At 73.9% G+C, this 26,676-nt stretch carries 26 protein-coding genes; 15 read left to right on the top strand and 11 right to left on the bottom strand.

Features of this window, described 5'->3' with window-relative positions; all coding sequences use genetic code 11:
- The first annotated feature begins 7 nt into the window (after positions 1–7).
- Positions 8–607 (top strand): PadR family transcriptional regulator, encoded by a 600-nt coding sequence (locus MY526_RS20200; protein WP_436694782.1) that lies wholly within the window; start codon positions 8–10, stop codon positions 605–607.
- A 7-nt stretch (positions 608–614) separates the two neighbouring features.
- Here MY526_RS20200 and lhgO read toward each other — a convergent pair whose 3' ends face one another.
- Both lhgO and MY526_RS20190 read right to left on the bottom strand, forming a co-directional pair.
- Entirely contained in the window at positions 615–1,832 is a 1,218-nt protein-coding gene (gene lhgO / locus MY526_RS20195; protein ID WP_436694783.1) for an L-2-hydroxyglutarate oxidase, read from the bottom strand.
- A gap of 55 nt (positions 1,833–1,887) precedes the next feature.
- A complete protein-coding gene (locus MY526_RS20190) occupies positions 1,888–2,319 on the bottom strand; it encodes an ester cyclase (protein WP_436694784.1) in 432 nt (143 codons plus the stop codon).
- A gap of 319 nt (positions 2,320–2,638) precedes the next feature.
- Between MY526_RS20190 and MY526_RS20185 the strand changes: the two genes are divergently transcribed.
- Together MY526_RS20185 and MY526_RS20180 are read left to right on the top strand one after the other, a co-directional pair.
- Positions 2,639–3,493, top strand: coding sequence for a 3-hydroxyacyl-CoA dehydrogenase family protein (locus tag MY526_RS20185; RefSeq protein ID WP_436694785.1), 855 nt, complete (start codon positions 2,639–2,641; stop codon positions 3,491–3,493).
- A 14-nt stretch (positions 3,494–3,507) separates the two neighbouring features.
- Positions 3,508–4,833, top strand: a complete 1,326-nt coding sequence (locus MY526_RS20180) for a cytochrome P450 (protein ID WP_436704923.1) — start codon at positions 3,508–3,510, stop codon at positions 4,831–4,833.
- A gap of 49 nt (positions 4,834–4,882) precedes the next feature.
- Here the strand turns inward: MY526_RS20180 and paaZ are convergent, their stop codons facing one another.
- The 3 genes from paaZ to paaK form a co-directional block, all read right to left on the bottom strand.
- Positions 4,883–6,931, bottom strand: coding sequence for a phenylacetic acid degradation bifunctional protein PaaZ (paaZ, locus tag MY526_RS20175; RefSeq protein WP_436694787.1), 2,049 nt, complete (start codon positions 6,929–6,931; stop codon positions 4,883–4,885).
- Between the two features lie 123 nt (positions 6,932–7,054).
- Entirely contained in the window at positions 7,055–7,669 is a 615-nt protein-coding gene (locus MY526_RS20170; RefSeq protein WP_436694788.1) for a TetR/AcrR family transcriptional regulator, read from the bottom strand.
- Entirely contained in the window at positions 7,666–9,006 is a 1,341-nt protein-coding gene (paaK, locus tag MY526_RS20165) for a phenylacetate--CoA ligase PaaK (RefSeq protein WP_436704922.1), read from the bottom strand. Before paaK ends, MY526_RS20170 begins: the two co-directional genes overlap by 4 nt.
- A 226-nt stretch (positions 9,007–9,232) precedes the next feature.
- On the opposite strand from paaK, the gene paaA reads away from it, so the two are divergent.
- From paaA to MY526_RS20135, 6 genes are all read left to right on the top strand, one after another.
- On the top strand, positions 9,233–10,225 hold the full coding sequence (gene paaA, locus MY526_RS20160; protein ID WP_436694790.1) for a 1,2-phenylacetyl-CoA epoxidase subunit PaaA: 993 nt from the start codon (positions 9,233–9,235) through the stop codon (positions 10,223–10,225).
- On the top strand, positions 10,222–10,593 hold the full coding sequence (gene paaB, locus MY526_RS20155) for a 1,2-phenylacetyl-CoA epoxidase subunit PaaB (protein ID WP_436694791.1): 372 nt from the start codon (positions 10,222–10,224) through the stop codon (positions 10,591–10,593). The genes paaA and paaB overlap by 4 nt, the downstream gene beginning before the upstream one ends.
- A 98-nt stretch (positions 10,594–10,691) precedes the next feature.
- The gene (gene paaC / locus MY526_RS20150; protein WP_436704921.1) at positions 10,692–11,603 is read left to right on the top strand and encodes a 1,2-phenylacetyl-CoA epoxidase subunit PaaC; all 912 of its coding nucleotides are present in this window, start codon (positions 10,692–10,694) and stop codon (positions 11,601–11,603) included.
- Between the two features lie 56 nt (positions 11,604–11,659).
- Positions 11,660–12,136: a 1,2-phenylacetyl-CoA epoxidase subunit PaaD gene (gene paaD / locus MY526_RS20145; protein ID WP_436704920.1), complete on the top strand. Its 477-nt coding sequence runs from the start codon at positions 11,660–11,662 to the stop codon at positions 12,134–12,136.
- On the top strand, positions 12,136–13,230 hold the full coding sequence (gene paaE / locus MY526_RS20140) for a 1,2-phenylacetyl-CoA epoxidase subunit PaaE (protein ID WP_436704919.1): 1,095 nt from the start codon (positions 12,136–12,138) through the stop codon (positions 13,228–13,230). Before paaD ends, paaE begins: the two co-directional genes overlap by 1 nt.
- Positions 13,227–14,000: an enoyl-CoA hydratase-related protein gene (locus tag MY526_RS20135; protein ID WP_436694795.1), complete on the top strand. Its 774-nt coding sequence runs from the start codon at positions 13,227–13,229 to the stop codon at positions 13,998–14,000. The genes paaE and MY526_RS20135 overlap by 4 nt, the downstream gene beginning before the upstream one ends.
- 1 nt (position 14,001) lies before the next feature.
- Here the strand turns inward: MY526_RS20135 and MY526_RS20130 are convergent, their stop codons facing one another.
- Genes MY526_RS20130 through MY526_RS20115 form a run of 4 tightly spaced genes read right to left on the bottom strand, consistent with a single transcriptional unit; the run spans position 14,002 to position 17,409 of the window.
- Positions 14,002–15,642, bottom strand: a complete 1,641-nt coding sequence (locus MY526_RS20130) for a TIGR03086 family metal-binding protein (protein WP_436704918.1) — start codon at positions 15,640–15,642, stop codon at positions 14,002–14,004.
- Between the two features lie 45 nt (positions 15,643–15,687).
- Positions 15,688–16,359 (bottom strand): hypothetical protein, encoded by a 672-nt coding sequence (locus tag MY526_RS20125; RefSeq protein WP_436704917.1) that lies wholly within the window; start codon positions 16,357–16,359, stop codon positions 15,688–15,690.
- A gap of 43 nt (positions 16,360–16,402) precedes the next feature.
- The gene (locus MY526_RS20120; RefSeq protein ID WP_436704916.1) at positions 16,403–17,077 is read right to left on the bottom strand and encodes a hypothetical protein; all 675 of its coding nucleotides are present in this window, start codon (positions 17,075–17,077) and stop codon (positions 16,403–16,405) included.
- Complete coding sequence (locus MY526_RS20115) at positions 17,074–17,409, bottom strand: antibiotic biosynthesis monooxygenase family protein (RefSeq protein ID WP_436704915.1); 336 nt, start codon at positions 17,407–17,409, stop codon at positions 17,074–17,076. Before MY526_RS20115 ends, MY526_RS20120 begins: the two co-directional genes overlap by 4 nt.
- 227 nt (positions 17,410–17,636) lie before the next feature.
- Between MY526_RS20115 and MY526_RS20110 the strand changes: the two genes are divergently transcribed.
- Both MY526_RS20110 and MY526_RS20105 read left to right on the top strand, forming a co-directional pair.
- Positions 17,637–18,728, top strand: coding sequence for a M4 family metallopeptidase (locus tag MY526_RS20110; protein WP_436704914.1), 1,092 nt, complete (start codon positions 17,637–17,639; stop codon positions 18,726–18,728).
- Entirely contained in the window at positions 18,712–19,038 is a 327-nt protein-coding gene (locus MY526_RS20105; RefSeq protein ID WP_436694801.1) for a protealysin inhibitor emfourin, read from the top strand. The genes MY526_RS20110 and MY526_RS20105 overlap by 17 nt, the downstream gene beginning before the upstream one ends.
- Before the next feature lie 10 nt (positions 19,039–19,048).
- Here MY526_RS20105 and MY526_RS20100 read toward each other — a convergent pair whose 3' ends face one another.
- Positions 19,049–20,734 carry an esterase/lipase family protein gene (locus tag MY526_RS20100; RefSeq protein ID WP_436694802.1) on the bottom strand — a complete coding sequence of 562 codons (1,686 nt, stop codon included), beginning with the start codon at positions 20,732–20,734 and terminating at the stop codon, positions 19,049–19,051.
- Positions 20,735–20,889: 155 nt separating this feature from the next.
- Between MY526_RS20100 and MY526_RS20095 the strand changes: the two genes are divergently transcribed.
- The 3 genes from MY526_RS20095 to MY526_RS20085 all read left to right on the top strand — a co-directional run bounded on the left by MY526_RS20095 (position 20,890) and on the right by MY526_RS20085 (position 24,303).
- Positions 20,890–21,786: a hypothetical protein gene (locus MY526_RS20095; RefSeq protein WP_436704913.1), complete on the top strand. Its 897-nt coding sequence runs from the start codon at positions 20,890–20,892 to the stop codon at positions 21,784–21,786.
- Positions 21,787–21,949: 163 nt separating this feature from the next.
- Positions 21,950–23,539 (top strand): P-loop ATPase, Sll1717 family, encoded by a 1,590-nt coding sequence (locus tag MY526_RS20090; RefSeq protein ID WP_436694804.1) that lies wholly within the window; start codon positions 21,950–21,952, stop codon positions 23,537–23,539.
- A 2-nt stretch (positions 23,540–23,541) separates the two neighbouring features.
- Positions 23,542–24,303 carry an FRG domain-containing protein gene (locus tag MY526_RS20085; RefSeq protein WP_436694805.1) on the top strand — a complete coding sequence of 254 codons (762 nt, stop codon included), beginning with the start codon at positions 23,542–23,544 and terminating at the stop codon, positions 24,301–24,303.
- 26 nt (positions 24,304–24,329) lie between these two features.
- On the opposite strand, the gene MY526_RS20080 is transcribed toward MY526_RS20085, so the two are convergent.
- Positions 24,330–26,219 (bottom strand): M20/M25/M40 family metallo-hydrolase, encoded by a 1,890-nt coding sequence (locus MY526_RS20080; protein ID WP_436694806.1) that lies wholly within the window; start codon positions 26,217–26,219, stop codon positions 24,330–24,332.
- A 93-nt stretch (positions 26,220–26,312) separates the two neighbouring features.
- On the opposite strand from MY526_RS20080, the gene MY526_RS20075 reads away from it, so the two are divergent.
- Entirely contained in the window at positions 26,313–26,675 is a 363-nt protein-coding gene (locus MY526_RS20075) for an ArsC/Spx/MgsR family protein (RefSeq protein ID WP_436694807.1), read from the top strand.
- Position 26,676: the final 1 nt, after the last annotated feature.

The raw sequence follows: 26,676 nt of genomic DNA, 5'->3' as shown, positions 1-26,676 counted from the left end.
AGGACACATGCACCCCATGCGAGAGCGCGACGGCCGCACCCCCGGCCGGCGCCACCACCACCCACGCCGCGGCCGGCCGGATCTGCCGGACGGCGCCCCCATGGCGCACCGCCGGGGCGGCCGCGGCCGCGTTCCGCGCGGCGACGTCCGCGCCGCCGTCCTGCTGCTCCTCGCCGAGGAGCCGATGCACGGCTACCAGCTCATGCAGTCGATCGCCGAGCGCAGCGGCGGCCGGTGGACCCCGAGTCCCGGCGCCATCTACCCCACGATCAGCCAGCTCGAGGACGAGGGCCTGGTGACCGTCACGGCGGACGCCGGGCGCAAGCTCGTCACCCTGACCGACACCGGTCGCGAGCACGTCGAGTCCCGGCGCGGCACGAGCCCGGACCCGTTCGCCGGGCACACCGGAGCCGGCGCGGGCGCGGATCTGCGCGGGCTCCTCGACGAGCTGCACGCCGCGGCCCGCCAGGTAGCGCGCAGCGGCACCGAGGCACAGCAGACCTCGGCGGCGGCGATCCTCGCCGAGGCGCGCCGAGCCCTCTACCTGCTGCTGGCCGACGGTCCCGTGACCCCGGCCGACGGGTCGCCGGACGCCGGCGGAGACTGACCGCGGCTCAGCCCGGATCCGCCGCCAGGACGCGGTCGGCCACGTACTCGCCGATCGCGAGCGCCGAGGTGGCCGCCGGTGAGGGGGCGTTGCGCACCGTGACGACCGGGCCGAGCCGGTTGATCCGGAAGTCGTCGACCAGGGTGCCGTCCCGGTCGACGGCCTGGGCCCGGACGCCGGCCGGGGCCCGCCGGACGTCGGCGTCGGTCAGCGCCGGGACGAACTCCCGGGCCGCGGCGAGGAACACCCTGCGCGACAGCGAGCCGCGGAACTCCGCGATCCCCATCCGCCAGTGCTGCCTGGCCAGCGGACGCATCCCGGGCCAGGTCAGGGTCCGGAGCAGCTCACCGGGGCGGACGTCGCCCCAGCGGTAGCCCTCCCGGGCCAGGGCGAGGACGGCGTTGGGCCCGATGTCGACGCCCCCGTCCACGCGCCGGGTGAAGTGCACGCCCAGGAACGGGTAGCGCGGATCGGGGACCGGGTAGATCAGCCCGCGCACGAGCGCGCTGCGCTCGGGGACCAGCCGGTAGTACTCGCCGCGGAAGGGCACGATCACCGGCCCCTCCTCGTCGCCGGCCAGGCGCGACACCCGGTCGGCCTGCAGCCCGGCGCAGACCACGAGCCGGTCCACGGAGAGCGCGTCGTCGCGGGAGGTGACCAGCACTCCTCCGCCGGCCTGCCGGCGCACACCGGTCACCTCGAAGCCCAGCCGGACCTCGTGGCCGGTCCGCCGCAGCTCGTCGGCGACGGCCCGCGCGATCGCGCGGAAGTCCACGATGGCGGTGCGCGGCGAGTGCAGGGCCGCCTCCCCGGCGGCCTCGGGCTCCACCTCCCGGAGCTCCGCGCCGGACAGCCGGCGCAGGCCCGGCACCCCGTTCGCCGTCGCCCGGCGCTCGATCTCCTCCAGGGCAGCGAGCTCGTCGGCGCGGCGGGCGACGACGAGCTTGCCGCACTCGTCGTAGACCAGGCCGTGGTCGGCGCAGAACTCCCGGAGCAGCTCACGGCCGCGGGTGCACAGCTCGGCCTTCAGCGACCCGGGCCGGTAGTAGAGGCCCGCGTGGACGACGCCGCTGTTGCGACCGGTCTGGTGGACCGCGACGTCGTCCTCCTTGTCGAGCACGGTGATCCGCGCGTCGGGCCGCAGCCGGGCGAGCCGGCGGGCCACCGCGAGGCCCACGATGCCGGCGCCGACGACGCCGACGTGCAGGGATCCGGCCGCGCTCACCCGGCCCCTCCGGCGGGCCGGTCCTGCCGTCGGCGGGACCGGCCCGCCGCGCGGGTCACGCCTCCGTCGCCAGGCGGACGGCGCCGGTCCCGGCCAGCGCGGCCAGCCAGTCACCGACCATCCAGATGCCGCTCACCCGGCCGTCGGTGAGCGACAGGAGGTCGATGACGCGCAGGTCGATCCGGCGGCCGGTCGGGGGCAGCCGCCCGGCCGGTGTGTCCAGCGGGCCCACCTGCCGGCCCGCGAGGCGGAACGCGAGCGCGACCGAGTCGCCGGCGTCGGCCACGGCCAGCACCTCCCGCTCCGGCCGTTCCAGGGCCGCCTGCATGACGCGGGCGCGGGTCACGAGGTCGGCCACGGTCAGCGGTGCGCCGTTGACCGTGACCGGATCGGTGTACAGCTCGCGGAAGGACGCCGCCGCGACGTCGTCGTCCTCGGGCAGCGGGTCGGTCCACAGGCGCAGCAGTCGCTCGACGTCGAAGGGCACCGGCCCATGCTCGTCCCGTCCCGCCGCGGCCACCAGGCGTGGCCCGCCCGCGCTCCTCGACGTCGTCGACGCGACGTCGGACGTTGGCGGGCGGAGCACACCCGAGGCCCCCCGGGGCCCCGCCCGCCGACAGCGTGCCGGTCGCGGGCCGCCCTCGCAACAGATGTCCAGGACGTCTGTTGCGAGGCCGATCGCGGGGCTTGCACGGTGTCCGTGCTGTGGGCCAGACTCCACCCGTCAATTACTGAACGATTGGTCGGGAACTTCGAGCGAGCGGGACCGCCGCGGCCTTCGCCGACCCTGTCGCAGAGGAGCGCAGATGAGCGCCGTCCCCACCCGGGTCGCCGTGATCGGCGGCGGGCGCATGGGCGCCGGCATCGCGCAGGTCTTCCTGGCGGCCGGTGCGCAGGTCGCCGTCGTCGAGGCCGGCGGCGACGCCGCGGAGGCCGCCCGCGGGCGCGTCGCCGACGGGCTGGACGAGGCCGCCCGCCGGGGCAAGCTGGACGGGGACGCGGCCACCGCCCTTGGCCGGCTGACCCTGCTCGACTCCGCCGCGGCGCTCGACCCGTCGACCGGCCTGGTCGTGGAGGCGGTGCCCGAGCGGGCCGACCTCAAGGCCGAGGTGCTGCGCACCGCCGAGGCGGCCGTCGGCCCCGACGCCGTGCTGGCCACCAACACCAGCTCGCTGTCGGTCACCGAACTCGCCGCCGCGCTGGAGCGCCCCGCCCGCTTCCTGGGGCTGCACTTCTTCAACCCGGTGCCGGCCTCTCGGCTGGTCGAGGTCGTCGTGGCCCGCGACACCGACCCGGAACTGGTCGGGACGGCGAGCGGCTGGGTGCGGGCACTGGGCAAGACCGACGTCGTGGTGAAGGACTCCCCCGGCTTCGCCTCGTCGCGGCTCGGCGTCCTGCTGGGGCTGGAGGCGATCCGGATGCTCGAGGAGGGCGTCGCGGACGCCGAGGCGATCGACACCGCGATGGAGCTGGGCTACCGCCACCCGATGGGCCCGCTGCGCTCCACCGACCTCGTCGGCCTCGACGTCCGGCTGGCCATCGCCGAGTACCTGCACCGCACCCTCGGCGAGCGGTTCGCCCCGCCGCAGCTGCTTCGCGACAAGGTGGCCGCCGGGGACCTGGGCCGCAAGACCGGCCGCGGCTTCCACGACTACACCTGACCCGAGGAGCCGGCATGGCCGCTGCGGCGCTGGACACCGTCGCTCTCGTCGACCCGTCGACCTACGAGGGCGGGCCCCCGTTCGAGCTGCTGCGCCAGCTGCGGACAGAGACGCCGGTGACGTGGGTCGAGGAGCCCGCGTTGCACGGCCAGCCGGCCGGCCCGGGATTCTGGCTGGTGCTGCGGCACGCCGACGTCGAGCGGGTGCTCCGCGACCCCGCGACCTTCTCCTCGTGGCTGGGGGCCACCCAGATCCGGGACGCCGCGGACCTCGACTGGGTCCGCCGGATGATGCTCAACACGGACCCGCCGGACCACTCCCGGCTGCGGCGGCTGCTCACCCGGTCGTTCACCCCGCGCGCGGTCGCCGCGCTCACCGCCTCGATCGAGGCGACGGCGGAGCGGCTGGTCGACCGGATGGTGGACGGCGCGGCCGCGGGCCGGTGCGACTTCGCCAAGGACGTCGCCGCCGACCTCCCGCTGCTCACCCTCGCCGACGTGCTGGGGGTGCCGGCCGAGGACCGCTGGCTGATGTTCGACTGGTCCAACCGGGTCATCGGCTGGCAGGACCCGGACTACGCCACCTCGGCCGCGTTCGACGGCACCGGCGGGACGCCGATGGCCCGGGAGGCGGTGGCGCTGCGGCCGGCGCCGGGCCCGGACGGCCGGATGCCCGACCCCCGTACGCGGGCCGGCATGCCCGACCTCTACGCGTACGCCCGGCTGCTGGCCGAGGAGAAGCGCCGCTCCCCCGGAGCCGACGTCATGTCGATCCTGCTCGCGCAGGTGGACGAGGGCGGCGGGCGGGTCAGCGACGCCGAGTTCGAGAACATGTTCTGGCTGTTCGCCGTCGCCGGGAACGAGACGCTGCGCAACGGGCTGCCCGGCGGCCTGATCGCGCTGCTCCAGCACCCGGAGGCGCCGGCCGCGCTGCGGGCGGACCCGTCGCTGCTGCCCGGCGCGGTCGAGGAGATGCTGCGCTGGTGGACGCCGGTCATGGTGTTCCGCCGCACCGCGACCACCGACGTCGACCTCGCCGGGGTCCGCATCCGGGCCGGGGACAAGGTGGTCGTGTCCTTCACCTCGGCCAACCGCGACGAGTCGGTGTTCGCCGATCCGGACGCGTTCGACATCCGGCGCGCGCCCAACCCGCACCTCACCTTCGGGCACGGGCCGCACTTCTGCCTGGGCGCCCAGCTGGCCCGCGTGCAGATGCGCGCACTGTTCGCCGCGCTGCTGCGCCGCACCAGCGTCCTGGAGCCCGACGGGCCACCGGCCCTGCTGCGGTCGAACTTCCAGCGCGGCGTCAAGCGCCTCCCCATCCGCTGGACCGCCGCCTGACGGAGTCGTTCGGTGGCGGTTCCCGCCACCGAACGACTCCGCTCGCCGGTCAGGCGGCCGGCGGCCAGGTCTTGGCGACCATCGTCAGGACGTCGTAGGTCGCGACCGGCTTGCCCTCGGTGTCGACGACGACGGCGTCCCAGCGGACCTCGCCGTGGTCGGCGCCGCCGCGCGGGCTGATCTGCTTGGCCGTCAGCGTGACGGTCAGCTCCGCCCCCGGCTTGACCGGCGTGAGGAAGCGGAGGTTGTCGACGCCGTAGTTGGCCAGCACGGGGCCCGGGTCGGGGTCGACGAACAGCCCGGCCGCCCAGGAGACGATCAGGTACCCGTGCGCCACCCGGCCGCCGAACAGCGGGTTGGCCGCCGCGGCCTCCTCGTCCATGTGCGCGTAGAAGGTGTCGCCGGTGAACTCGGCGAAGTGCTCGATGTCCTCGAGCGTGACCGCGCGCGGGCCCGCGGTCACCGAGTCGCCGATCCGCAGCTCGGCCAGCGACTTGCGGAAGGGGTGCACGCCGTCGTCGTTCCGCCGCGAGCCGGTCACCCAGCGGCCGCCGACGGCGGTCAGCATGTCCGGCGAGGCCTGGACGGCGGTGCGCTGCATGTGGTGCAGCACGCCGCGGATGCCACCCAGCTCCTCGCCGCCGCCGGCGCGGCCGGGGCCACCGTGGACGAGCACCGGCAGCGGCGAGCCGTGCCCGGTGTTCTCCTTCGCGTCGTCGCGGTCGAGCACCAGGATGCGACCGTGGGAGTGCGCGGCGCCGAGCACGAACTCCCGGGCGACCGCCTCGTCGTGGGTGACGATCGAGCCGACGAGACTGCCCTGGCCCCGGGCGGCCAGCTCGACGGCCTGCGCGATCTCGTCGTAGGGCAGCACGGTGCTCACCGGGCCGAAGGCCTCGACGTCGTGCGGCTCGGCGGCGCCGAGGTCGTCGCAGCGCAGCAGCATCGGCGGCAGGAAGGCGCCGCGGTCGCGGTCGGCGCCGACCACCTCGAAGCGCTCCGGGTCGCCGACCACCAGCTCGGCGACGCCGCGCAGCGCCTTGAGCGACCGCAGCACCTCCTCGCGCTGGTCGAGGCCGGCCAGCGCGCCCATGGTCACGCCCTCGGCTCCCGGCGCCCCGACGACGACGCGGGACAGCCGCTCCCGGGTGGCCTCGACGACGTCGTCCACCAGCTCCCGGGGGACGAGGGCGCGGCGGATCGCGGTGCACTTCTGCCCGGCCTTGACGGTCATCTCGGTGACCAGCTGCTCGACGAAGAGCTCGAACTCCGGGGTGTCCGGGCCGGCGTCGGGGCCGAGCACCGAGCAGTTGAGCGAGTCGGCCTCGGCGTTGAACCGCACCGAGTTGGCGACGACGGCGGGGTGGCTGCGCAGCTTGCGCGCGGTGGCCGCCGAGCCGGTGAAGAAGACGAGGTCCTGCCCGGCCAGCCCGTCCAGCACGCCGGTGGCGCTGCCGGCGAGCAGCTGCACCGAGCCCTCCGGCAGCAGGCCGGACTCGATGGCCGACCGGACCACCGCCTCGGTCAGGTAGGAGGTCTGGCTGGCCGGCTTGACGATGGTGGGCACGCCGGCGAGGAAGGCCGGGGCCAGCTTCTCCAGGAAGCCCCAGACCGGGAAGTTGAAGGCGTTGATCTGCACGGCGACGCCGCGCAGCGGGGTGTAGAGGTGCTGGCCGGCGAACGTGCCGCGCTTGCCGAGCGGCTCGACCGCGCCGTCGAGGACGACGGTGTCGTCGGGCAGCTCGCGGCGCGCCTTGGACGCGTACGACAGCAGCGTGCCGAAGCCGCCGTCGACGTCGACCGCGCTGTCCCGGTCGGTCGCGCCGGTGCGGCGGGACAACGCGTAGAAGTCGTCCTTGCCGGCCATCAGCCGCAGGCCGAGCTGCTTGAGCAGGCCGGCCCGCTGGTGGAAGGTCAGCTCCCGCAGCGCCGGCCCGCCGACGGTGCGCGCGTGGTCGAGCATGGCGGGCACGTCCAGGCCGGTGCTGCTGACGCGCGCCACGGTCTCGCCGGTCACCGCGTCGGCGATCGGCGTCCCGTCGTCCGGCGCGGCGTACCAGCGGCCGGCGACGTAGCTCTCGAGCAGGGGTGCGGTCACGGCGATCTCCTCTCGGGGACTCCCGGCGGCGCCGGGAGTCCGGTGGAACGGCGCACCTTCGGCGCGGAGAGTCCGGTGGAGCGGCGGCGATCCCCGCGGGGACCGCCGGTGGGGCGGCGGCGGTCAGCGGGTCGTCGTGCGGAGGCCGTCGAAGGTGATCGCGACCAGCGCGTCGGCGACGGCCGAGGCGTCCAGCCCGCGGTCGGGGCGGTACCACTCGGTCAGGGAGTTGACGGCGCCGAAGAGCAGCCGGCTGGTGACGGCGGGGTCGACGTCGGGGCGGACGTCGCCCTCCTCCTCCCCCGCGCGGACCAGGTCGGTGACGATCCGGTCGAACCGGCGACGTCGCTGCAGCGCCTCCTGCTCGACCGGGGAGTTGCCGCGCACCCGCAGCAGCAGGGTGACGAAGGGCAGCTCCGCGGTGAGCACGCGGACCGAGCCCCGGACGACGTGCTCGAGCCGGTCGATCGCCGACCCGGTGGTCGCGCCGGGCTCCTCGGTGACGGCGAACAGCGCGTCCAGGGCCCGGTCGAGGGCCAGCCGCAGCAGCTCGACCTTGCTGGACACGTGGTGGTAGATCGCCGACTTGGTGATGCCCAGCCGCGCGGCGAGCTCGTCCATGCTCGTCGCGTCGTAGCCGCGCTCGTTGAACACCTCCACGGCGACGTCGAGGAGCGAGTCCAGGGAGTGCCCGGGACGGCCCCGCCGCACGCGGGCGGGATCGGCCATCGAGGTCATGCACGCTCCCGGTGGTCGGCCAGCCGCTGCAGCTTCCCCACCGAGCGGGCGAGCGTCTCCGGATCGACGACCTGCACCTCGATGCTGGTGCCGACGATGTCCTTGACCCCCTTCGCCACCTCGCCGGCGGCGGCGGGCCGGCGCTCGGGCGGGCAGTCCGGTCGGGCCTCGATCCGGCAGATCAGGTGGTCCATCCGCCCCCGCGTGACCAGCTCCAGGGCGAAGTGCGGCGACAGGCCGGGGGTGCGCAGCACGATCTCCTCGATCTGGGTCGGGAAGAGGTTCACCCCGCGCAGGATGATCATGTCGTCGGTGCGGCCGGTGATCTTCTCCATCCGCCGCATCCCCGGCCGGGCGGTGCCCGGCAGCAGGCGCGTGAGGTCGCGGGTCCGGTAGCGGATGACCGGCATGGCCTCCTTGCTCAGCGAGGTGAACACCAGCTCGCCCTGCTCGCCCTCCGGCAGCACCTCGCCGGTCAGCGGGTCGATGACCTCGGGGTAGAAGTGGTCCTCCCAGATGTGCAGGCCGTCCTTGGTCTCCACGCACTCCTGCGCGACACCGGGGCCCATCACCTCCGACAGGCCGTAGATGTCGACGGCCTGGATGTCGAGGCGCTCCTCCATCTCCCGGCGCATCTGCTCGGTCCACGGCTCGGCGCCGAAGATGCCGACCTCCAGCGAGCTGGCCCGGGGGTCGAGGCCCTGCTTCTCGAACTCGTCGATCACGGTGAGCATGTAGGACGGCGTCACCATGATGATCCGCGGCTCGAAGTCGGTGATCAGCTGGACCTGCCGCGGCGTCATGCCGCCCGAGACGGGGATGACCGTGCAGCCGAGCTTCTCCGCGCCGTAGTGCGCGCCCAGCCCGCCGGTGAACAGGCCGTAGCCGTAGGCGTTGTGCAGCCGGTCGCCGGCGCGGCCGCCGGCCGCGCGGATGGAGCGGGCCATCACGGTGGCCCACGTGTCGATGTCCTTCTCCGTGTAGCCGACGACGGTGGGCCGGCCGGTGGTCCCGGAGGAGGCGTGCACCCGGCGCACCTGCTCCTGGGGGACGGCGAACATCCCGAACGGGTAGTTCTCGCGCAGGTCGGCCTTGCTCGTGGTGGGGAACCGCGCCAGGTCGGCGAGCTCGCGGCAGTCGTCGGGGTGCACGCCGGCAGCGTCGAAGGCCCGCCGGTAGTGCGGCACGTTCTCGTACGCGTGCCGCAGGGTCCACTGCAGCCGCTCGAGCTGCGTGGCCCGGAGCTCGTCGACGGACATGCGCTCCGCCGGGTCGAGGATGGCCGGGTCGGGCGTCGGCCCCAGGCGCCGGGTGGTCTCGCTGGTCGCAGCCGTCATGGCCGTCGCCTCCGTGGTCGCAGCGTCCTCGCGGGACGGTCGGCAGCCAGGTCTCCCCCAAATACCGACCAGATGGTCAGGTAACCAACTCCCCGCCACGGCCGCTGTCAAGCCCCGGCGGACACCCGCCCGGCCGGGGTTGTGCGACGGAGGCCGGTCGTGCACACTCATTACCGACCAAGCGGTCAGTAAATCAGCGACCGCCGTTGCCACCGAGGGGAACGAGATGTCAGCGCCCACCCTGGACCGGCGCGCGGCCGACGACGCCGCGCTGCAGGAGCACTTCGACGCCGTCATCGCCGCCGAGCACCGGATCGAGCCCCGCGACTGGATGCCCGACGGCTACCGCAAGACGCTGATCCGGCAGATCGCCCAGCACGCGCACTCGGAGATCATCGGCATGCAGCCCGAGGGCGACTGGCTGCTGGCCGCACCGAGCCTGCGGCGCAAGGCGATCCTGCTGGCCAAGGTGCAGGACGAGGCCGGCCACGGGATGTACCTGTACTCCGCCGCCGAGACCCTCGGTGCCGACCGGGCCGACCTCACCGACAAGCTCATCGAGGGCCGCCAGAAGTACAGCTCCATCTTCAACTACCCGACGCTGACCTACGCCGACGTCGGCGTCATCGGCTGGTTCGTCGACGGCGCGGCGATCTGCAACCAGGTGCCGCTGTGCCGCTCCTCCTACGGGCCCTACGCCCGGGCGATGATCCGCATCTGCAAGGAGGAGTCCTTCCACCAGCGGCAGGGCTACGAGCTGCTGATGACGATGATGCGCGGCACCGACGAGCAGCGGGCCATGGTGCAGGACGCCGTCGACCGCTGGTGGTGGCCGTCGCTGATGATGTTCGGCCCGCCGGACGACGACAGCCCGAACTCCGCGCAGTCGATGGCCTGGGGCATCAAGCGGCACAGCAACGACGAGCTGCGCCAGCGCTACGTCGACATGAGCGTCCCGCAGGCGGAGTTCCTCGGCGTCACGCTGCCCGACCCGGAGCTGCGGTTCGACCCGGCGACCGGCCACCACCGCTTCGGCGCCATCGACTGGGACGAGTTCAAGCGGGTCATCAGCGGCAACGGCCCGGCGAACGCCGAGCGCATCGCCCGCCGGCGGGCCGCCCGCGACGACAACGCCTGGGTCAGGGAAGCCGCCACCGCGTACGCCCGGAAGCACGACGGCGGGCGACCGACCACCGAGCACGAGGAGAGTGCGGCATGAGCGCCACCGACGTCACCGCCGAGGGCGGGCACGGCGCCGTCCCCACGGGGCCCGAGGTGCCGGTCGAGCCGAAGCCGGCGACCACCCGGCGGGACTGGCCGCTCTACGAGGTGTTCGTGCGCGGCAAGCGCGGCATCAACCACGTGCACGTCGGCTCGCTGCACGCCCCGGACGACGAGATGGCCGTGCACTCCGCCCGCGACCTCTACACCCGGCGCAACGAGGGCGTGAGCATCTGGGTGGTCAAGGCCGCCGACATCACCGCGTCCAGCCCCGACGAGAAGGACCCGCTGTTCGCCCCGAGCGGCGACAAGGTCTACCGCCACCCGACGTTCTACGAGATCCCCGAGAGCGTCCCGCACATGTGAAGGACCTCCTCTCCCCCCACCCGCCTCGTTCCTCGGCGGGCGGGCCCCTGAGAGGAGGCCGATGTCCGAGCACCCCGTGCCCGGAAGAGAGGGTTCCCATGGCGCACGAAGAGACCGTGTACGAGGCGCTCGACCACGCCCATGGCGGCGAGGGCCACTGGGCGTTCGGCACCGGCTTCGACGAGCCGCTGGCCGGTGTGGACACCACCGTCCCGGACGGCATCGACCCGGCCGACCTCGGCGAGTACTGCCTGATGCTGGGCGACGACGCCCTGGTCCTGGCGCAGCGGCTGACCCAGTGGATCACCGCCGCGCCGGAGCTGGAGGAGGAGGTGGCGGTCGCCAACGTCGCCCTCGACCTGCTCGGCCAGGCCCGGCTGCTGCTGGCCCGCGCCGGGTCGGTGGGCGTGCTCGGCCGCTCGCGGGAGAAGGCGACCGACAGCATCCCCGACGAGGACGCCCTGGCCTACTTCCGCGATGCCGACGAGTTCCGCAACACCGACCTGGTCGAGGCGCCGAACGGGGACTTCGCCCGGACGATGGTCCGGCTCCTCGTCGCGGCCACCGTCCGGCTCGCCGTCTTCACCCGGCTGCGCGACTCGCGCGACCCGGTGCTCGCCGCGATCGCCGCCAAGGGCGTCAACGAGCTGGCCTACCACCGCGACCACGCCGCCCGCTGGGTGCTCCGCCTCGGCGACGGGACGGAGGAGTCGCACCGCCGGGCCCAGGCCGGCGCCGACGCCGTCTGGCCGCTGCTGGACGACGTCCTCACCGCGACCGACGTGGAGGTCCGGCTCACCCGGGCGGGCGTCGCCGTCGACCCCGCCGACGTCCGGGACGAGGTGACCGACGTGCTCACCCAGGTGCTCGAGCGGGCCACGCTGCGGGTGCCCGCGTGGCCGTCCGCCGCGCCGCCCCGCGGCCGGCGCGGCGCGCACACGGCCGAGCTGACCGAGCTGCTGGCCACCCTGCAGGGCCTCGCCCGCCAGCACCCGGCCGCGACGTGGTGACGGCCCTCCAGGGCAGAGATGGCCATGTCTGCCCCTCGGTGGACGACGCCAGGGCGGTGGCCGAGACGGTCACCGACCCCGAGCTGCCGATGCTGACCCTCGCCGACCTCGGCGTCCTCCGCGACGTCCGGGTCGACGACGACGGCACCGTCGTCGTCGAGATCACCCCCACGTACTCGGGCTGCCCGGCGATGGGCACGATGCGCGCCGACCTGCTGCACGCGCTGCACCGGGCCGGGTTCGGCGACGTCGAGGTGCGCACCGTCCTCTCCCCGGCCTGGAGCACCGACTGGATCAGCGCGGAGGGACGCCGCAAGCTGGCCGCCGGCGGCATCGCGCCGCCCGGGAAGGCGCCCGTCCGTACCGCCGGCCCGGTGCCGCTGCAGCTCGGACCCTCCCGGCGCACCGCGGTCTGTCCGGTGTGCGGCTCCCCGGACACCGAGGAGCTCAGCGAGTTCAGCGCCACCGCCTGCAAGGCCCTCCGCCGCTGCCGCAGCTGCCGCGAGCCCTTCGAGCACGTCAAGGAGATCTGATGACGGCGACCACCGAGGCCCCCGTGAGCACCCGGCGCCGGCCGCAGTTCCACCCGCTGAAGGTGGCCCACGTCGAGCAGCTCACCGACGACGCCGTCGCGGTCACCTTCGACGTGCCCCCGGAGCTCGCCGAGGACTACACGTTCAAGCCGGGTCAGGCGCTGACCCTGCGCCGGGTGGACGGCGACCGCGACGAGCGCCGCTCCTACTCGATCTGCGCGCCGGTGGGCGCCGCGCCCCGGGTCGGCGTCCGGGAGGTGCCCGGCGGCTACTTCTCCTCCTACCTGGTGCACTCCGTGCGGCCCGGGGACGAGATCGAGGTGCTGCCGCCGTCGGGCACCTTCACCGCCGACCTGACGCAGCCGGCCGACCACGTCTTCGTCGTCGCCGGCTCCGGCATCACCCCCGCGCTGTCGCTGGCGGCCAGCGTGCTGCGCGACGGCGAGTCGACCGTCACCGTCTTCTACGGCAACCGGCGCACCAACACGGTGATGTTCGCCGACGAGCTCGCCGACCTGAAGGACCGCTACGGCACCCGCCTGCAGCTGGTGCACGTCCTCTCCCGCGAGCCGCGGGACGCCGAGGTGACCAGCGGCCGGCTCGACGGCGCACGGCTGCGCACGCTGGTGGACAGCCTGGTCGACGCCGAGCACGTCGACCACTGGTGGCTGTGCGGTCCGCACGGGATGGTCGGCGACGCCCGCGGCCTCCTGACCGAGCTCGGCGTCCCGCCCGAGAAGGTGCACCAGGAGCTGTTCTACGTCGACGACGTCCCGCCGGAGCCGGTCCGCGGTGACGAGGAGACGGTGACCGGGCCCAGCAGCCAGGTGACGGTCGTCCTCGACGGCCGGGAGACCACCCTGGCCCTGCCCCGCGACGTGCCGGTGCTCGACTCGGCCCAGAAGGTCCGCGGCGACCTGCCCTTCGCCTGCAAGGGCGGGGTGTGCGGCACCTGCCGGGCGCGGGTCACCGAGGGCGAGGTGCAGATGCGGCGCAACTACGCCCTCGAGCTCCGGGAGGTGGAGGCGGGGTACGTGCTGACCTGCCAGACGGTGCCCCTCTCGGAGACGGTGACCGTGGACTTCGACGCGTGACCGGCGACCGGGTGCTGCAGGCCGAGGTCCGCCGCGGCGCGGCCGTCCTCACCCTGGACTCCCCCGCCAACCGCAACGCCCTGTCCCGGGCGATGCGCGCGCAGCTGCGCACCGCGCTCACCGACGCGCTCGCCGACGACGCGGTGCGGGTCGTGGTGCTCGACCACACCGGCCGGGTCTTCTGCTCGGGGATGGACCTGACCGAGGCGGCCGGCGGGTCCGCCGAGGACCAGGGGGTGAACGAGTTCCCCGAGCTGCTGGAGCTGCTCTGGACCTCCCCGAAGCCCGTGGTGGCCGCCGTCCGCGGGCCGGCCCGGGCCGGCGGGGTCGGCCTGCTGGCCGCCTGCGACGTGGTGGTCGCGGGATCCGCCGCGACGTTCGCCTTCACCGAGGTGCGCATCGGGATCGTCCCCGCGGTGATCTCCGCGGTCGTGCTGCCCCGGATGGTGCCCAACGTGGCGCACCGGCTGATGCTGACCGGCGAGGTGTTCGACACGGCGACGGCGCTGGCCGGTGGGCTGGTGGACCTCGTCGTCCCCGACGCCGACGTCGACGCCTGCCTGGCCGCCCAGGTCGACGCGCTCGGCAAGGGCGCGCCGCTCGCCCTGGCGGAGACGAAGCGGCTGCTGCGCGCCGAGCGGACCGGGACACTGGCCGAGCAGTTCCCCGAGCTGCTGGGCCTGTCGGCCCGCTTCTTCGCCGGCGAGGAGGGGCAGGAGGGCATCGCCGCGTTCCGCGAGAAGCGGCCGGCCCGCTGGGTGCCGGCCTGAGTCAGGCCGGAGCGCGCCCCAGGAACGCCGCCAGCCGGGCGTAGTCCGCGGCCCCCGGCGCGGCCGGCACCGGGTCGGCGACGGCCGCCCCCCGCAGCGCGGCGGGCACCAGCCGCTCGGCGATCCGGAGGGCCGCGGTCGCGAGCCGGTCGTCGAGCGGCTCCGGGGAGCGGGTGCCGACGACGAGGTCGTGGGTGTGCGCGACCAGCTCGAGGACGAACCCGGACAGGGCGACGGGGCCGGGCACCAGCCCCCAGGGCGCCGGCACGTCGGCCGGTGCGGTGTCCCGGCTCCACGCGTGCCGGGCCTTGGCGGTGGCCGCCTCGAACCGGGACGCCCAGCGGCCGCGGGTGTCGACGGCGAGGACCTGCGGCACGGACGAGGCCGGCTGTCCCCCGGCGACCCGCTCGGCCCGCTGGACCGTCGCCAGCAGGTGCCCGAGCAGCGCCTGCACGTTCCACTCGGCGCACGGCGTCGGGAGCGCGAACTGCTCGCGGCCGACCCGCGCGACCACTCGCTCCGCCTGCTCGAGCGCGGCGGTGAACAGCTCGCGGACGTCCTCGACCGGCTCCGGCACGGCCTGCGGCAGCCGCGGCGGCGCGAGGCGGAAGAGTCGCCGGGTGTTGTCCTCCAGCAGGGCGCGGAGGGTCTCCGGCGGCAGCTGCCGGGCCAGGGTCAGCAGGCTCTCGTTGTAGTTCTCCGTCATCTCGAGGTTCGGCGGCGAGCGGACGAAGTGCACCGGCCCGTCCGTCGCGGCGTCAGACCCGAACAGGACCCGGTCGGCACCGACCTCGTCGATGAGACGGCGGACCTCCGCCGAGCGGCACCACGAGGTCTCGAGGTGGAGGTTCGCCAGCTCCTGGGCGTGCCGCGCCGCCCGCCGTCGGCCCTCCGGGTGGCCGAGGAACGTGTGGTAGAGGACGAACGGCACCTTGGGGAACCGTTCGGCGAGCCGGCGCACGAGGTCGGGGTCCGAGGGGCCCGGCGCGGTGTGCACCGTCACCGGCACCCCGGCCTCGGCCGCCACCTGCAGGAAGGGGTCGAGGCCGGGGGTGTCGGCGGGGTACCCGTCGTACGTCGGGTGCAGCTTCAGCCCCACCGCACCCACGGCCAGCCGGCGGCGGACGTCGTCGGGCTCCGGGCCGCCCGGGCTGACCCACACCAGCTTCGTCAGCCAGCCGACCCCCTCGGTCACCCGGTCGACGAAGGCGTTGTCCTGCCACGACACCAGCCCGTGGGTCATGCCTCCCGACGCCAGGGCGATCCGCAGGCTCTCGAAACCCAGCTCGTCGAGACCGGGCGTGCGCGCGTGCACGTGGGCGTCGACCGGGTCCAGCCCGATCCAGAGCCGGTAGTTGGCTCCACCGTTGTTGTCCCAGTCGTCGTCGGCGGCGGCGATCGCGAAGTCCAGCAGGATGTGGCCGTCGGCCTCGGGGATGTCGGCGGCCCAGCTGCCGTCGCCGTCGCGCTCCAGGGGGACGTGCCGGAACGGCGGCGGCGCTCCGTCGAAGGCCAGGTGCAGGTGCAGCGGACGGTCGGCCGCGGCGAGAGGCCCGCGGTAGCGCACCCGTCCGGCCGGGGCCCGCTCGCCCACGGGCGACACCCACTCCACCGGCAGGGGGGCGGGCGACGGGCTGGGCATGCGGGGTCTCCTCGGGGGTCGGAGGTGGACGGCGTCGGCCCGGAGCTAGAGCGTCAGCGTCCACCCGTCCCCGTCGGCGTCGTCCCAGGTCTCGGCGTCCTCCTCCGGTCGCGGGCTGCCGGCGCACACGAGGTGGACGACGTAGCGCAATTCGAAGCCCCGGGGGCCGAACACCAGCCCCCGGAACACGTGCGGCAGCGGCTGCGCCCGCACGAACTCCGCGATCGACGCCGGCTCGGGCAGCGCGCCGGCGCCGGCGTCCTCGAACGGCAGGCCGTCCATGGCCGCCGACGTGTAGTTGGGCGCCGCCAGCTCGGGGGCCCCGGGGGACACGCCCCAGCCGATCCCGACGTGGGTCCACCGGCCGGTGTCGTCCTGGTAGCTGACCTCGCGGGCGACGATCTCCTCGGTGACCACCGGCGAGGTGCTCCGCTCGGTGCCGTGGACGACGAAGAAGAAGTGGTGGAGGGCGTACCCGGCGGCGCTCCCGTCGACCCGGCGCGGCACCTCGATGACGGCGGTGCGCAGGCCGGGTGTGGAGTCGGCCGGGGTCAGCACCCGGGAGTCGCCGGCCTCCCAGTCCGGCTCCCCGCCCAGCGGCGTCCAGGCGTAGTGGAGCTCCACCATCTCGATGCCGGGAGCGGGGTCGACCCAGGTCTTGCGCAGGCCGAAGAAGTCCGCGGCCTCGGCCGCGACGGCGGCGGACAGGTGGCTCACGGGCACCTCGCGTCCAGAGCGTCCAGGGGTCGACCGGGCAGGGTCACAGGTGGTGCACCCACCAGTTGCCGCCGGGAGCGGCCCGGCCGTCCGGGCCGAGCCAGAACTCGTCCTTCTCCTCGGGCGGGTACATCCGGCCCACGTGGTACTGCTGGACCAGCGTCGCCCCGCGCGGGCCGTACATGCGCGCCTGCCACCGGTGCGGTCGCTCGAGCCCCCGCAGCATGTGGAACTTCTCGTGGTGGAACCGCTCCTTGTCCCAGTACGAGTAGTACTTCGTCGAGCGGAACTCCGACCCGCCCGGGAACCGGGGATCCTCCATGGGGCTGTAGACCGGCGCGCTCCAGTCCCCCACCGACCAGTAGATGCAGATGTTGGTCGCCCAGCCGTGCTCGTCGACGTACTCCAGGTCGCGGTAGACGATGTCCTCGCTGAACAGGTCGGTGGTCCACCGGTGCCCGTCCTGGAAGACCTCGAAGTAGTAGTGGAAGCGGTACTCGGGCGTCGCCCACCCGTTCTCCATGTCCCAGACGTCGCGCGGCATGCGCAGCACCTTCAGCCGGGTGCGCGGGGAGCCGCCGCGGTCCTCCAGGACCCGTGACTCGTGCCCCCAGGACCAGTCCGGCCACTGACCGGGCGGCGTGGTCACGTAGTGGATGACGACCTGCTCGACGCCGTCCCCCTGGTCGGTCCAGCCCTTCGGGTAGTACCAGCTCATCGCCGACCTCCTTCGCCGGCTCCCGTCCAGCCGGAGCCGCCGTCGCCGCTGCCGATCACCTCGTAGGTGCGGATGCTCGGCGTCCCCATCAGCAGCTCGGGCAGCGCCCGGTAGAACTCCCGGGTGACCTCCTGGTCGAGGTAGCGCTGCATGTCCTCGGCGCTCCGCCAGCTCGACACGGCGAGCACCTGGTCCCCGCTGCGCAGCGCCTGGGCGAACAGCGCCCCCTGCGCGGAGGTGACGACGCTCTCGTTCTGCCGGAGCAGGAGGTCGGCCAGCCGGTCGATGCTGCCCGGACGCGCCTTCGCCTCGAGGATCCGGAAGACGGCCATGACGCCCCCTGCTCGACCGAGCGGCTCAGGATGGGCTCCACGGTATGGGGGTGGCCCCCGTCGCGCAGATCGAGGAACCCCTGGTCGACCGGCTCGGGGCGCCGCCCGTGACGAGCAGGTGACGCCCCGGTGACTGCCCCTCCCCAGGATGGCGACGGCACCTGAGTCCCCACGCCGGGACGCGCTCCCACGAGGGGGCCGGCCCGGTGCTCGAGATCGGAGATCCCATGACCAGCCTCGTCCCGCAGCCCCGGATGGACGCCGTGTGCCGGCTCATCCCCGACCACGTCCTCCGCAACATCGCCGAGCGAGGCGACGACGAGCAACGCCGCATGGCCCTCGAGGCCCTGGCGTCCTCGGGGACCATGCGCTCGCTGCGGGTCCAGGCGGAGGCCCGCCGGTCGGTCCTGCCGCGGTCGGCCATGCCCGAGCTGACCATCTCCCTGTCGCCCCCGACCAAGGAGCGGATCATCCGCGACGCCCGCAACACGACGAACCTGCGCGCCCCGATCGTGCGGACCGAGGCCGGGACGGCGAGCGAGGACAAGACCGTCGAGGCCGCCTTCGAGCGTCTCGGCACCACCTGGGACTTCTTCTTCCAGGTGTTCGCCCGCAACTCCATCGACAAGGCGGGCATGCCGATCGAGGGCGTCGTCCACTACCGCCGGAACTTCGACAACGCGTTCTGGAACGGCACACAGATGGTGTTCGGGGACGGCAGCGGGCGGCTGTTCACCAACCTGGCGCAGTCGCTGACGGTGTGCGGGCACGAGCTGAGCCACGGCGTCGTGCAGTACGACGGGCCGCTGGTCTACCAGGGCCAGTCGGGCGCGCTCAACGAGTCGATGGCCGACGTCCTCGGTGTGCTCGTCGAGCAGTGGTCCCTCGGCCAGGGCGTCGACCGGGCCGACTGGCTCGTCGGCCGGGAGATCCTCGCGCCGGGCGTGACCGGCAAGGCGCTGCGCTCCCTTGCCGAGCCCGGCACCGCCTACGACGATGACGTGCTGGGCAAGGACCCGCAGCCCGGCCACATGGACCAGTACGTGGAGACCGACGAGGACAACGGCGGCGTGCACATCAACTCCGGCATCCCCAACCGGGCGTTCACGCTCGCGGCCAAGCGGCTGGGCGGCAACGCGTGGGAGGACGCCGGGCGCATCTGGTACGCCTCGCTCGGACACGAACGCCTGCTGCCGACCGCCACGTTCCGCCAGTTCGCTCGCATCACGCGCTACGTGGCCTCGACCCTGTTCGGCACCGGGAGCCGGCAGGTGTCCGCCGTCGAGGAGGCGTGGAGCGGCGTTGGCGTCGACCTCTGAACCGACCCGCGTCGAGTTCCGGCGCACCGGCGGCATGTTCGCCGGCAACCGGGTCGAGCTCGCCCTGACCCAGGACGAGCTCGGCCCGGCCGGCGCCGCGGCGCTCGCCCGGGTGCTGGAGGGCCCCGGCCCGGCGCGCTTCGCCGACCTGCCCGGCACGGGCACCGGCGCCGACGAGTACCGCTACGACCTGACCATCCACCGTGGCGGCGAGGTCGTGTCGCTGCGGTTCGACGAGAGCCGGCTGCCCCCGGAGCTGCTGCCGCTCGTCGAGGCGCTGGAGGAGCGGGCGCTCGACCGGCCGGGGTGACCGCCCCGCGTCAGGCGACGGGGCCGGCTCCTGTGGGCGCCCGGTCGCGGCGGTCCTCGGCGGCCTCCTCGCGGGCCAGGCGCACCCCGAAGGTGGCGGTGAACCCGGTGCCGCGCACCGGGAACCGCCACTCGCCGTCCACCTGCTCGCAGGCCACGACCGCGTCGCCGTCCTCGGCGCCGGCCGCCGTCACCTGGCGCAGCAGCTCCGCGGTGTCGGTGGGCCGCTGGTCGGACAGGTACCGCTCGCCCGTGTGCAGGAACAGCCGCACCTGCGGCTCCAGGAAGGCCTGCAGGTAGTACTGCTTCTGGAAGACCAGGTTGTCCGAGAAGCCCATCCCCCAGCTGTCCCGCTCCCCCACGTACACGTCGAGCCGGACCACCAGGTCCTCGGCGCTGCGGCCGGCCCGCCGGACCTGCGTGTTGAGCCACCCCTCCCAGATGGTGCGGTCGTCGGGATCGGCCCAGTCGAACCCCCGGTCGTCCAGCTCGTCGTCCAGCCCCTCGCGGTGGAAGGGGCCGTAGCAGTTCTCGGCCTCGGAGCTCTGGTGGAACAGCTCGAAGTCCACCAGCCGCGGCTTGACGCACACCCCGAGGAAGAACTCGCTGCGGCCGAACGCGTCCTTGCCGCGGGTCACCCGCGCGTCGACGAGGCGCAGGCGGGCGCGCACGTCCCCGTGGAAGAACCGCATCGCGACCTCGAAGGACTCGCGGCTGGTGACCAGCGAGTCCTCGCCTCCGTGGCACTTGTGGACGAAGGTCCGCGGCGCACCGGGGACCTGCGCGTACGCCTGCTTCACCAGGCCGTCGCTGCGGTTGTAGCGGGGGCCGTACTCCCCCGGCACGGAGGCCAGGCGGTTGAGCAGGCTGGCCGCACCGTTGCCGTAGGACCGGTAGTTCGTCCCCACCACGGTGAGCAGCCGCCGCGGGTCGAAGTGCTCGCCGAAGGTCTGGAACGACCAGGCCCTCGGGTCCCCGGACCGGGCGGCCGGTCCGTCCGGCGCGAACGCCTCCAGCTCCTCGGCCGCGCCGAGACCGCCGAGCTGGTCGAGGACCTGGAAGGAGATGCCCTGGTGCGGCGTCCCGAGGGTGACGATCTTGTTGATGTGGTCCTCGGCGGCCCGCGGGTTGCCGTCCTTGAGCGCGGGATAGTCCACCTGGACGGCGTGGCGGACGATCAGCCCGCCCATCGAGTGCGCGATGACGTCGACCTTGGGCACCGGCTGCTGCCGGTGCGCGGCCAGCGCGCGGATGAAGTCGATCAGCCGCACGAGCTCTGAGCCGTAGGTCGAGAAGGACCGGTCCTCGAAGTCGTAGTAGCGGAACACCCAGATGGTGTTCGCCACCGACCGCGTGGACCGGACCACGTCGAGCGCCATCGCCGCGTCGGCCACCAGCCGTCCCTCGAAGAACGAGCGCAGGCCGGCCAGCTCGTCCGGCAGCCGCTCCGGAGCCGCCTGCCGGTGGGCGTGGTAGCTGACGATGTTGGTGGCGTCCTGGTAGTTCCAGTCCGACTTCAGCAGGCGGAGGACCAGGCCCTCGTAGATGAAGTTCTCGCCGCGCTTGTGCGGGTAGACGGTGCCGTCGTTGAAGCCCTGGTAGGCCACCCGCCGCTCGTCGGCGGTGCCGAGGCCGCCGAAGCCACGGATGAGGATGAGCGGGCGCGCCGCGTGCAGGTCGACGGACTGGTCGTCCATGGCCACCTCGCTCGAGGCAGGGCTGCCACCCGGTCGGGCGGCGCGGACGATGATCGGTCGGGGTCGTCACCCCGCCGTCACGCCGGCGTCAACGCAGCGGCCGGCCATGGCGGTGCCGTGACGAGGTCGTGACAGCCGGAGCCGACGATCGGCACATGGCTACCGTCGACGAACGCGGTCCAGGTGGGGAGAGCGCGAGGGAGCGGGCGGTCCGGGAACACGCGTCCCTCCTCCAGGACGCGGCCCACCTGAGCATCGTGGGCGCCGTCCTGCTCACCGGCTTCGCCCTGGTGAAGAGCTACGCGGTGGGCCACTTCTCGCTCACGACCGGAGCGGCGCTGCTGACCACGGCCCCGCTGACGGTCCTGCTGGGCAGCCTGATGTCCTACGCCTACTGGATCCTGCCGCTGGCCGCGCTCGCCCTCCTGTACGGCGCCGTCCGGGCCCGGCGGAGGATCGGGGCCTGGACCTGGGAGGGGGCCGCGCTGCTGGGCCTGGCGGCCCTCTCGGCCCTGCTCTCGCCGGTCCGGTCCCTGCTCACCTGCGGGCTGGCCTTCCTGGTCTTCCTGCTCGTCGCCCGGGGGCCCCGCGCCGCGGCGGAGGCCACGGGTGCCGACGCGCCGGACCACCGGTCGCGGTGGCGGAGCCGCTGGGCCTCCCTCACCAGCTCCCCGCTCTTCCGCACACCGGTCTTCTTCGTCGTCGCGGTGCTGTGGGTGGTGCTCGGCTCGCTGACCCGGCCGTGGACGCCGGTCGAACTGGTCGCCTTCCAGGAGGGCGCGGAGCAGCGCCTCGTCGTCGGCAACGTGCTCAGTGCCGACGGCGAGTGGACGACGGTCATGCGGGCCGGCGACCGCGGCCTGAACCGCATCCGGTCGGAGGACGTCGTGAGTCGCCGGCTCTGCCACCTCGTCGGTGCCCAGGCGGCGGGGCAGGCACCGCTGCTGTGGGAGCTCCAGGACCGGCCCTACCGGTCGCCGAACCGCAGCTGCCGGAAGCTCGCGGACCAGCAGTCGGACGTGCAGGTGACGGCGGGGTCCTTCCCCGGTTGAGGACTCCCCGGCCGGGCCCGGGCGGGGTCAGCCGGTCCGCGTCCGGGCCAGGCTCGACCCCGTGTCGGCCCGCCTCGTGACGCGGCGGTGACGCGACGGTGGCGCCGGCTCGTGATGGTGGATCGTGCCCCTGCCGTGAGGGCGGTTCCCTGGTGAGGCGGAGATGACCAAGCTCGAGTCTGCGAGGACCAACGCCCTGTCCGGCCCCTTCGGCACCCCGGACGGGTCTCGTGCCGACATCGAGGACATCCAGCGCGACTTCATCGACCTCGACGACCGGCCGGCCTTCGGGGGTGTCGCCACGCGAGCCGACGACGCCAAGGTGCGGGTCATCGTCGGCCGGATGGGCGCCGGGAAGACCGTCTACATGCGGCGCCTGTTCTCGTTCCAGACCGCCAGCAACTCGGTGTACGCCGACAACCCCCAGCAGGCCCTGCCGCAGACCGACGTCATCGTGCGGGCGTGCCAGTGGTTCCCCAAGGAGATCCTCAGCGAGAAGTGGTCGCAGATCTGGCACCGCGCGATCCTGCGCAGCCTCACCACGCACCTGCTCGAGTCCCGGGAGCTGCGCGGCAGCGTCGAATCCGAGGAGGCCGCACGCATCCGCGCGGACTACGGCGATCTGCTGGGGCGGTTCCGGAAACCGCGATCCATCTACAGCGAGCTGCGCGACATCATCAACAGCCACAACTCGGCCATCGACCTCATGCGCTACCTGGAGCAGTCGGACTGGGACGACCTCGAGTACGACCTCGCCGGGCTGCTCCACGACACCAAGCCCGTCTTCTTCTACCTGGACGCGATCGACGACAACCTCAACAGCGCACCCTTCTACTGGCTCCGCTGCCAGGAGGGGCTTTTCTTCCAGGTCATGCAGCTGCTGCGCGACGGGAAGTTCGGCTCCCGGTTGCACGTCGTCGTGTGCATCCGCGACCTCGTCCTCAGTTCCATCAACCGCAGCGAGAACGCGCCGAAGTACTACAACGAGCCGCACATCCGGGTGCTCGACTGGTCCAAGGACGCCATCGAGTTCCTGCTGCGCCAGAAGATCGAGCGCCTGCCTCCCGAGTACCTGATGGCCCCCGCCCTGCCCCGCGGACCGGAGGCGTGGCTGGGCTGCCCCTGGGTGCACAACGAGGCCCGTGGCGTGACCGAGGACGTCCTGGAGTACCTGATCCGCCACACCCGCCTCATCCCCCGCGACGTCATCTCGCTGGGCAACGACCTCTGTCGGGCGGTCCTCCGGCAGAAGGAACTCGGGAACACCGAGGTCCCGAACGAGGTGATGCGACGTGTGGTCTCCCACGCCGCCAAGCGGTTCGGCGACTCCCAGCTGGCCCAGTGCGCGAACCAGATCGCTGCCGACCTCATGCCGAGGAACGCTGCACAGAAGGGGTACTCGGAGTTCTACACGTCCAACCAGGAGTACGCGACGTCCCTCCGCGAGCAGCTCAAGGACGTCATCCGGGCCGTGGGTGTCGATCGATTCGACCGGGCCAGTCTGAACACGCTCGAGGAACTGTCCGGTGAGGTCTTCGAGCACAGCACGCACGTGCCCTCGGTCCTGTGGCAGAACGGGCTGCTCGGGCTGGTCCGCGACGGACGCAGCCACTTCTACTCGGTCTCCGACATGAGTCAGCTGACCATCCCGCCCGACGCGGACGAGTACGTGCTCCATCCGTGCGTCATCGACGCCGTCCCGAGCGTCAAGCCGGTCGGCGCCGCGATCGTCTACCCCTACGACCGGGACTGACGATGACCACGAGCGCGGTGGGCCGCCGGTCGTTCGACACCTGGTACGACCTGAAGCGGGATCTCATCCCGCACCTCTTCGACGGCGGCCCCTTCCAGTCGGGCCGGTACCTGTTCCGTGGGTGCGGCGACGCCGGCTGGAGCCTGACCTCGTCGTTCGACCGGAGGTTCCACTTCCTCCCCGGTGACCAACGGGTCGTCCTGTGGACCGCACTGCTCGGCGCGTTCCGGGAGACGTGCGCCGAGCACGGCGTCGCACCCGAGATCCTCGGTGACGACCGGGCGCTGCTGGCGTTCGGCCAGCACCACGGCCTCCCCACCCGGTTGCTGGACTGGTCACTGAGTCCCTACGTGGCCTCCTTCTTCGCCTTCCGCCAGGCGCTGGACACGCCTGGGGCGACCGGGCAGGTGGCCCTGTGGGTGCTCGACACCCGGTCCAGCGCGTGGTCGGCGGAGATGGGGGTGGAGCTGATCGCCCCGCTGACCGGCGGCAACTCCCGGCTGCGCAACCAGTCGGGTCGCTTCACCTACGCCCGCACACCGCACCTGACGCTGGAGGACTACGTCACGCACCTCGGCTTCGCCGACGGTGCGCTCACCCAGTTCAGCCTCCCGCGGGCCGAGGCCGTACGGGCCCTGCCCGACCTGGACGCCATGGGCGCGAACGCCGCGAACCTCTTCCCCGACTGGAGCGGGCTCGCCGAGGGCGTGACCCTGCGCATGCAGCTGCAGGCCTCGACGGCATCCGCGCCGTCCACCCGTTGAGGCCGCCCCCGGGAGCCCCGGCCTGCTCAGCGCGTGGCGGCGACCCAGGCGGCGGCGGTGACGACGCGGGCGATGTCCGCGGCGTACCCGGCGTCGATCGTCGCGTCCGTCGGCAGGTGGTACTCGGGGTTCATCTCCTCCGGGGGCGCTCCCGGACCGGGGCCGGCGAACAGGTCCTCCGACACCAGCACCGCGGCGTGGCCCTGCTCGTGGAAGCTCGAGTGGTCGCTGCGCCGCTCGGCCTCGTCCCACTCCCCCGTCGCCGGGTAGACCTGCGCCGGGCGCAGGGCCGGCGACACCACCGGTTGCAGCCCGGCGACGAGGCGGGCCAGCTCCAGCGAGCGCGCCTGCACGCCGGGCGCGGGGGTGAAGCCGGCGTGCACCTCGAACGTCCGGGCGGGCAGCCGGTCGTAGCCGATCATGTCCATCTGGAGGACCGCGGCCAGCGGTTCACCCGGCCCCGCCCGGTCGCGGGCGTAGGCGCGGCTGCCCACGAGCCCGTGCTCCTCGGCGTTGAACAGGACGAAGCGGACGGTGCGGCGGGGCGGGGCCAAGGTGTCGTCCAGCGCCGCGATCGCCTCGACGGCGGCCAGCACCCCGGCGATTCCGCTCGCGTCGTCGTCCGCGCCGGGAGCCGGGTCCCGGCCGGCCCGGTACCCGGGCAGGCGGGCCGCCGTGGAGTCCAGGTGGGCGGTGACGAGGACGACGCCGTCCAGGTCACGCCCGGGCAGCTCGGCCTCCACGTTCTCGAGGTCGCGGCCCTCGTGCCGGAACCGGTGCCGGCGGACGGTCAGCCGCCCGCCGCCGATGCGGTCCAGGTCGGCGACGAGCGTGCTGACGGCGACGGCGTTGTCCGGATGGTGGATGTGCCGGCTGCGGATGACGCCGCCGTCCCCGACCGCCGACGCCACCCCCGCGTACCGCTCGACGTGGCCGGCGAGCAGCCGGTCCTGGACCCGTGCCCCGAGGACCTCCTGCTCCGCGCCGGTGAGCGCGGCCGCCCCGACCGGATCGGCCACGAGGGCCGGCAGGACCGCCTCTGCCGGTGCCAGCAGCGCGGGCGACGGGACCAGCTTGAGGTTGTGCCCGTGCCGGGCGTCGGCGAAGTGCAGCCCCTCCACCGAGGCGCCGGCCGGGACTGCGACGAACAGCCCCTCGCCCGTGGAGGCGAGCACGCCGCGCGCCGGCGGTCCCGCGCCGAGGAACGCCGCCGCGTTGCCCTCGGCGGCGAGGAACCCGGTGCGCACCTGCCGGTCGTCGCGCAGCAGGTAGAGGTCGGTCGTCAGGGGCTCGTCGGCGGCGCCGAGCCGGTCGACCCAGAAGCCCAGGTCGTCGAGCTGCGCGGCGGTCGCCACCGTCGTGACCGCGTAGACGGTGGTGCCGCCCTCCCCCGTCACGTGCGCGGGCAGCACGCGCAGGTCCCGCAGCATCTGCCGCCAGTCCCCGTCGGCCGCCGCCGGCGGCACCGTGACGCGGACGTAGCGCAGCGGCGACTCCTGCTCCAGCAGCGGCAGGGCCAGCAGGGGGTGCGGCGCGACGGTCAGGCCGGCGCGGAGCGCGGACGCACGCTCGCCGGGGTCCTCCCCGACGAAGAGCGCCCGCGAGGACCCCGCGGCGGCGGCCGCCTGCTCGAAGGCCGCCGGCCCGTCCTTCCGGCCGTGCCGCACCAGGGCGCGGTCGAACCGGTCGGCCAGGCCCGCGGCGGCGAGTGCCCGGTCCACCTCGTCCGGGGCCACCGGGCCCGGGTCGGAGAGGATGCCCAGGCGCGCGCCGCGGTCCCGGAGCTCGGTCAGCACGGAGTCGACGAAGGAGTAGGGGGTCAACCGGTCGATCCGGTCGCCGGCGCCCGAGAGCGTCACCGAGGCGAGCGTGTCGCCGATGTCGAAGAGGACCGCCGTCCCGTCCAGCTCGCCCATGCCCGCTCCCCACCTGGTGCCCGAACCGCGTGCACCGTAGGGAGGGCCCCGTCACCGGCCTGTCACGCACTAGGCGCGCCCTAGGCTCGGGCCGTGGAGGTCTGGTTCAACCCGTCCTGTTCCAAGTGCCGCGCCGCGCGCGACCAGCTCGAGGAGGCCGGCGTCGAGTACACGCTGCGCCGGTACCTGGACCGGCCGCCGAGCGAGGCGGAGCTGCGCGCCGCGCTGACCGGCCTCGGACTCCAGCCCTGGGACATCACCCGGATGTCCGAGCCGCTGGCCCGCGAGCTGGGGCTGCCGGACGCCCCCCGGGACGCCGACGCCTGGATCCGCGTCCTGGTCGAGCACCCGCGGCTCATCCAGCGACCGATCGTGCTGACCGACGACGGCCGCGCCTGGGTCGCCCGCGACGACCAGACGCTCACCGAGGTGCTCGCGGCCGCCCGCCGCCCCTGAC

The organism is Geodermatophilus sp. CPCC 205761 (assembly GCF_051383655.1).
GTDB lineage: Bacteria > Actinomycetota > Actinomycetes > Mycobacteriales > Geodermatophilaceae > Geodermatophilus.
This window is presented reverse-complemented; position numbering and strand designations above follow the sequence as displayed.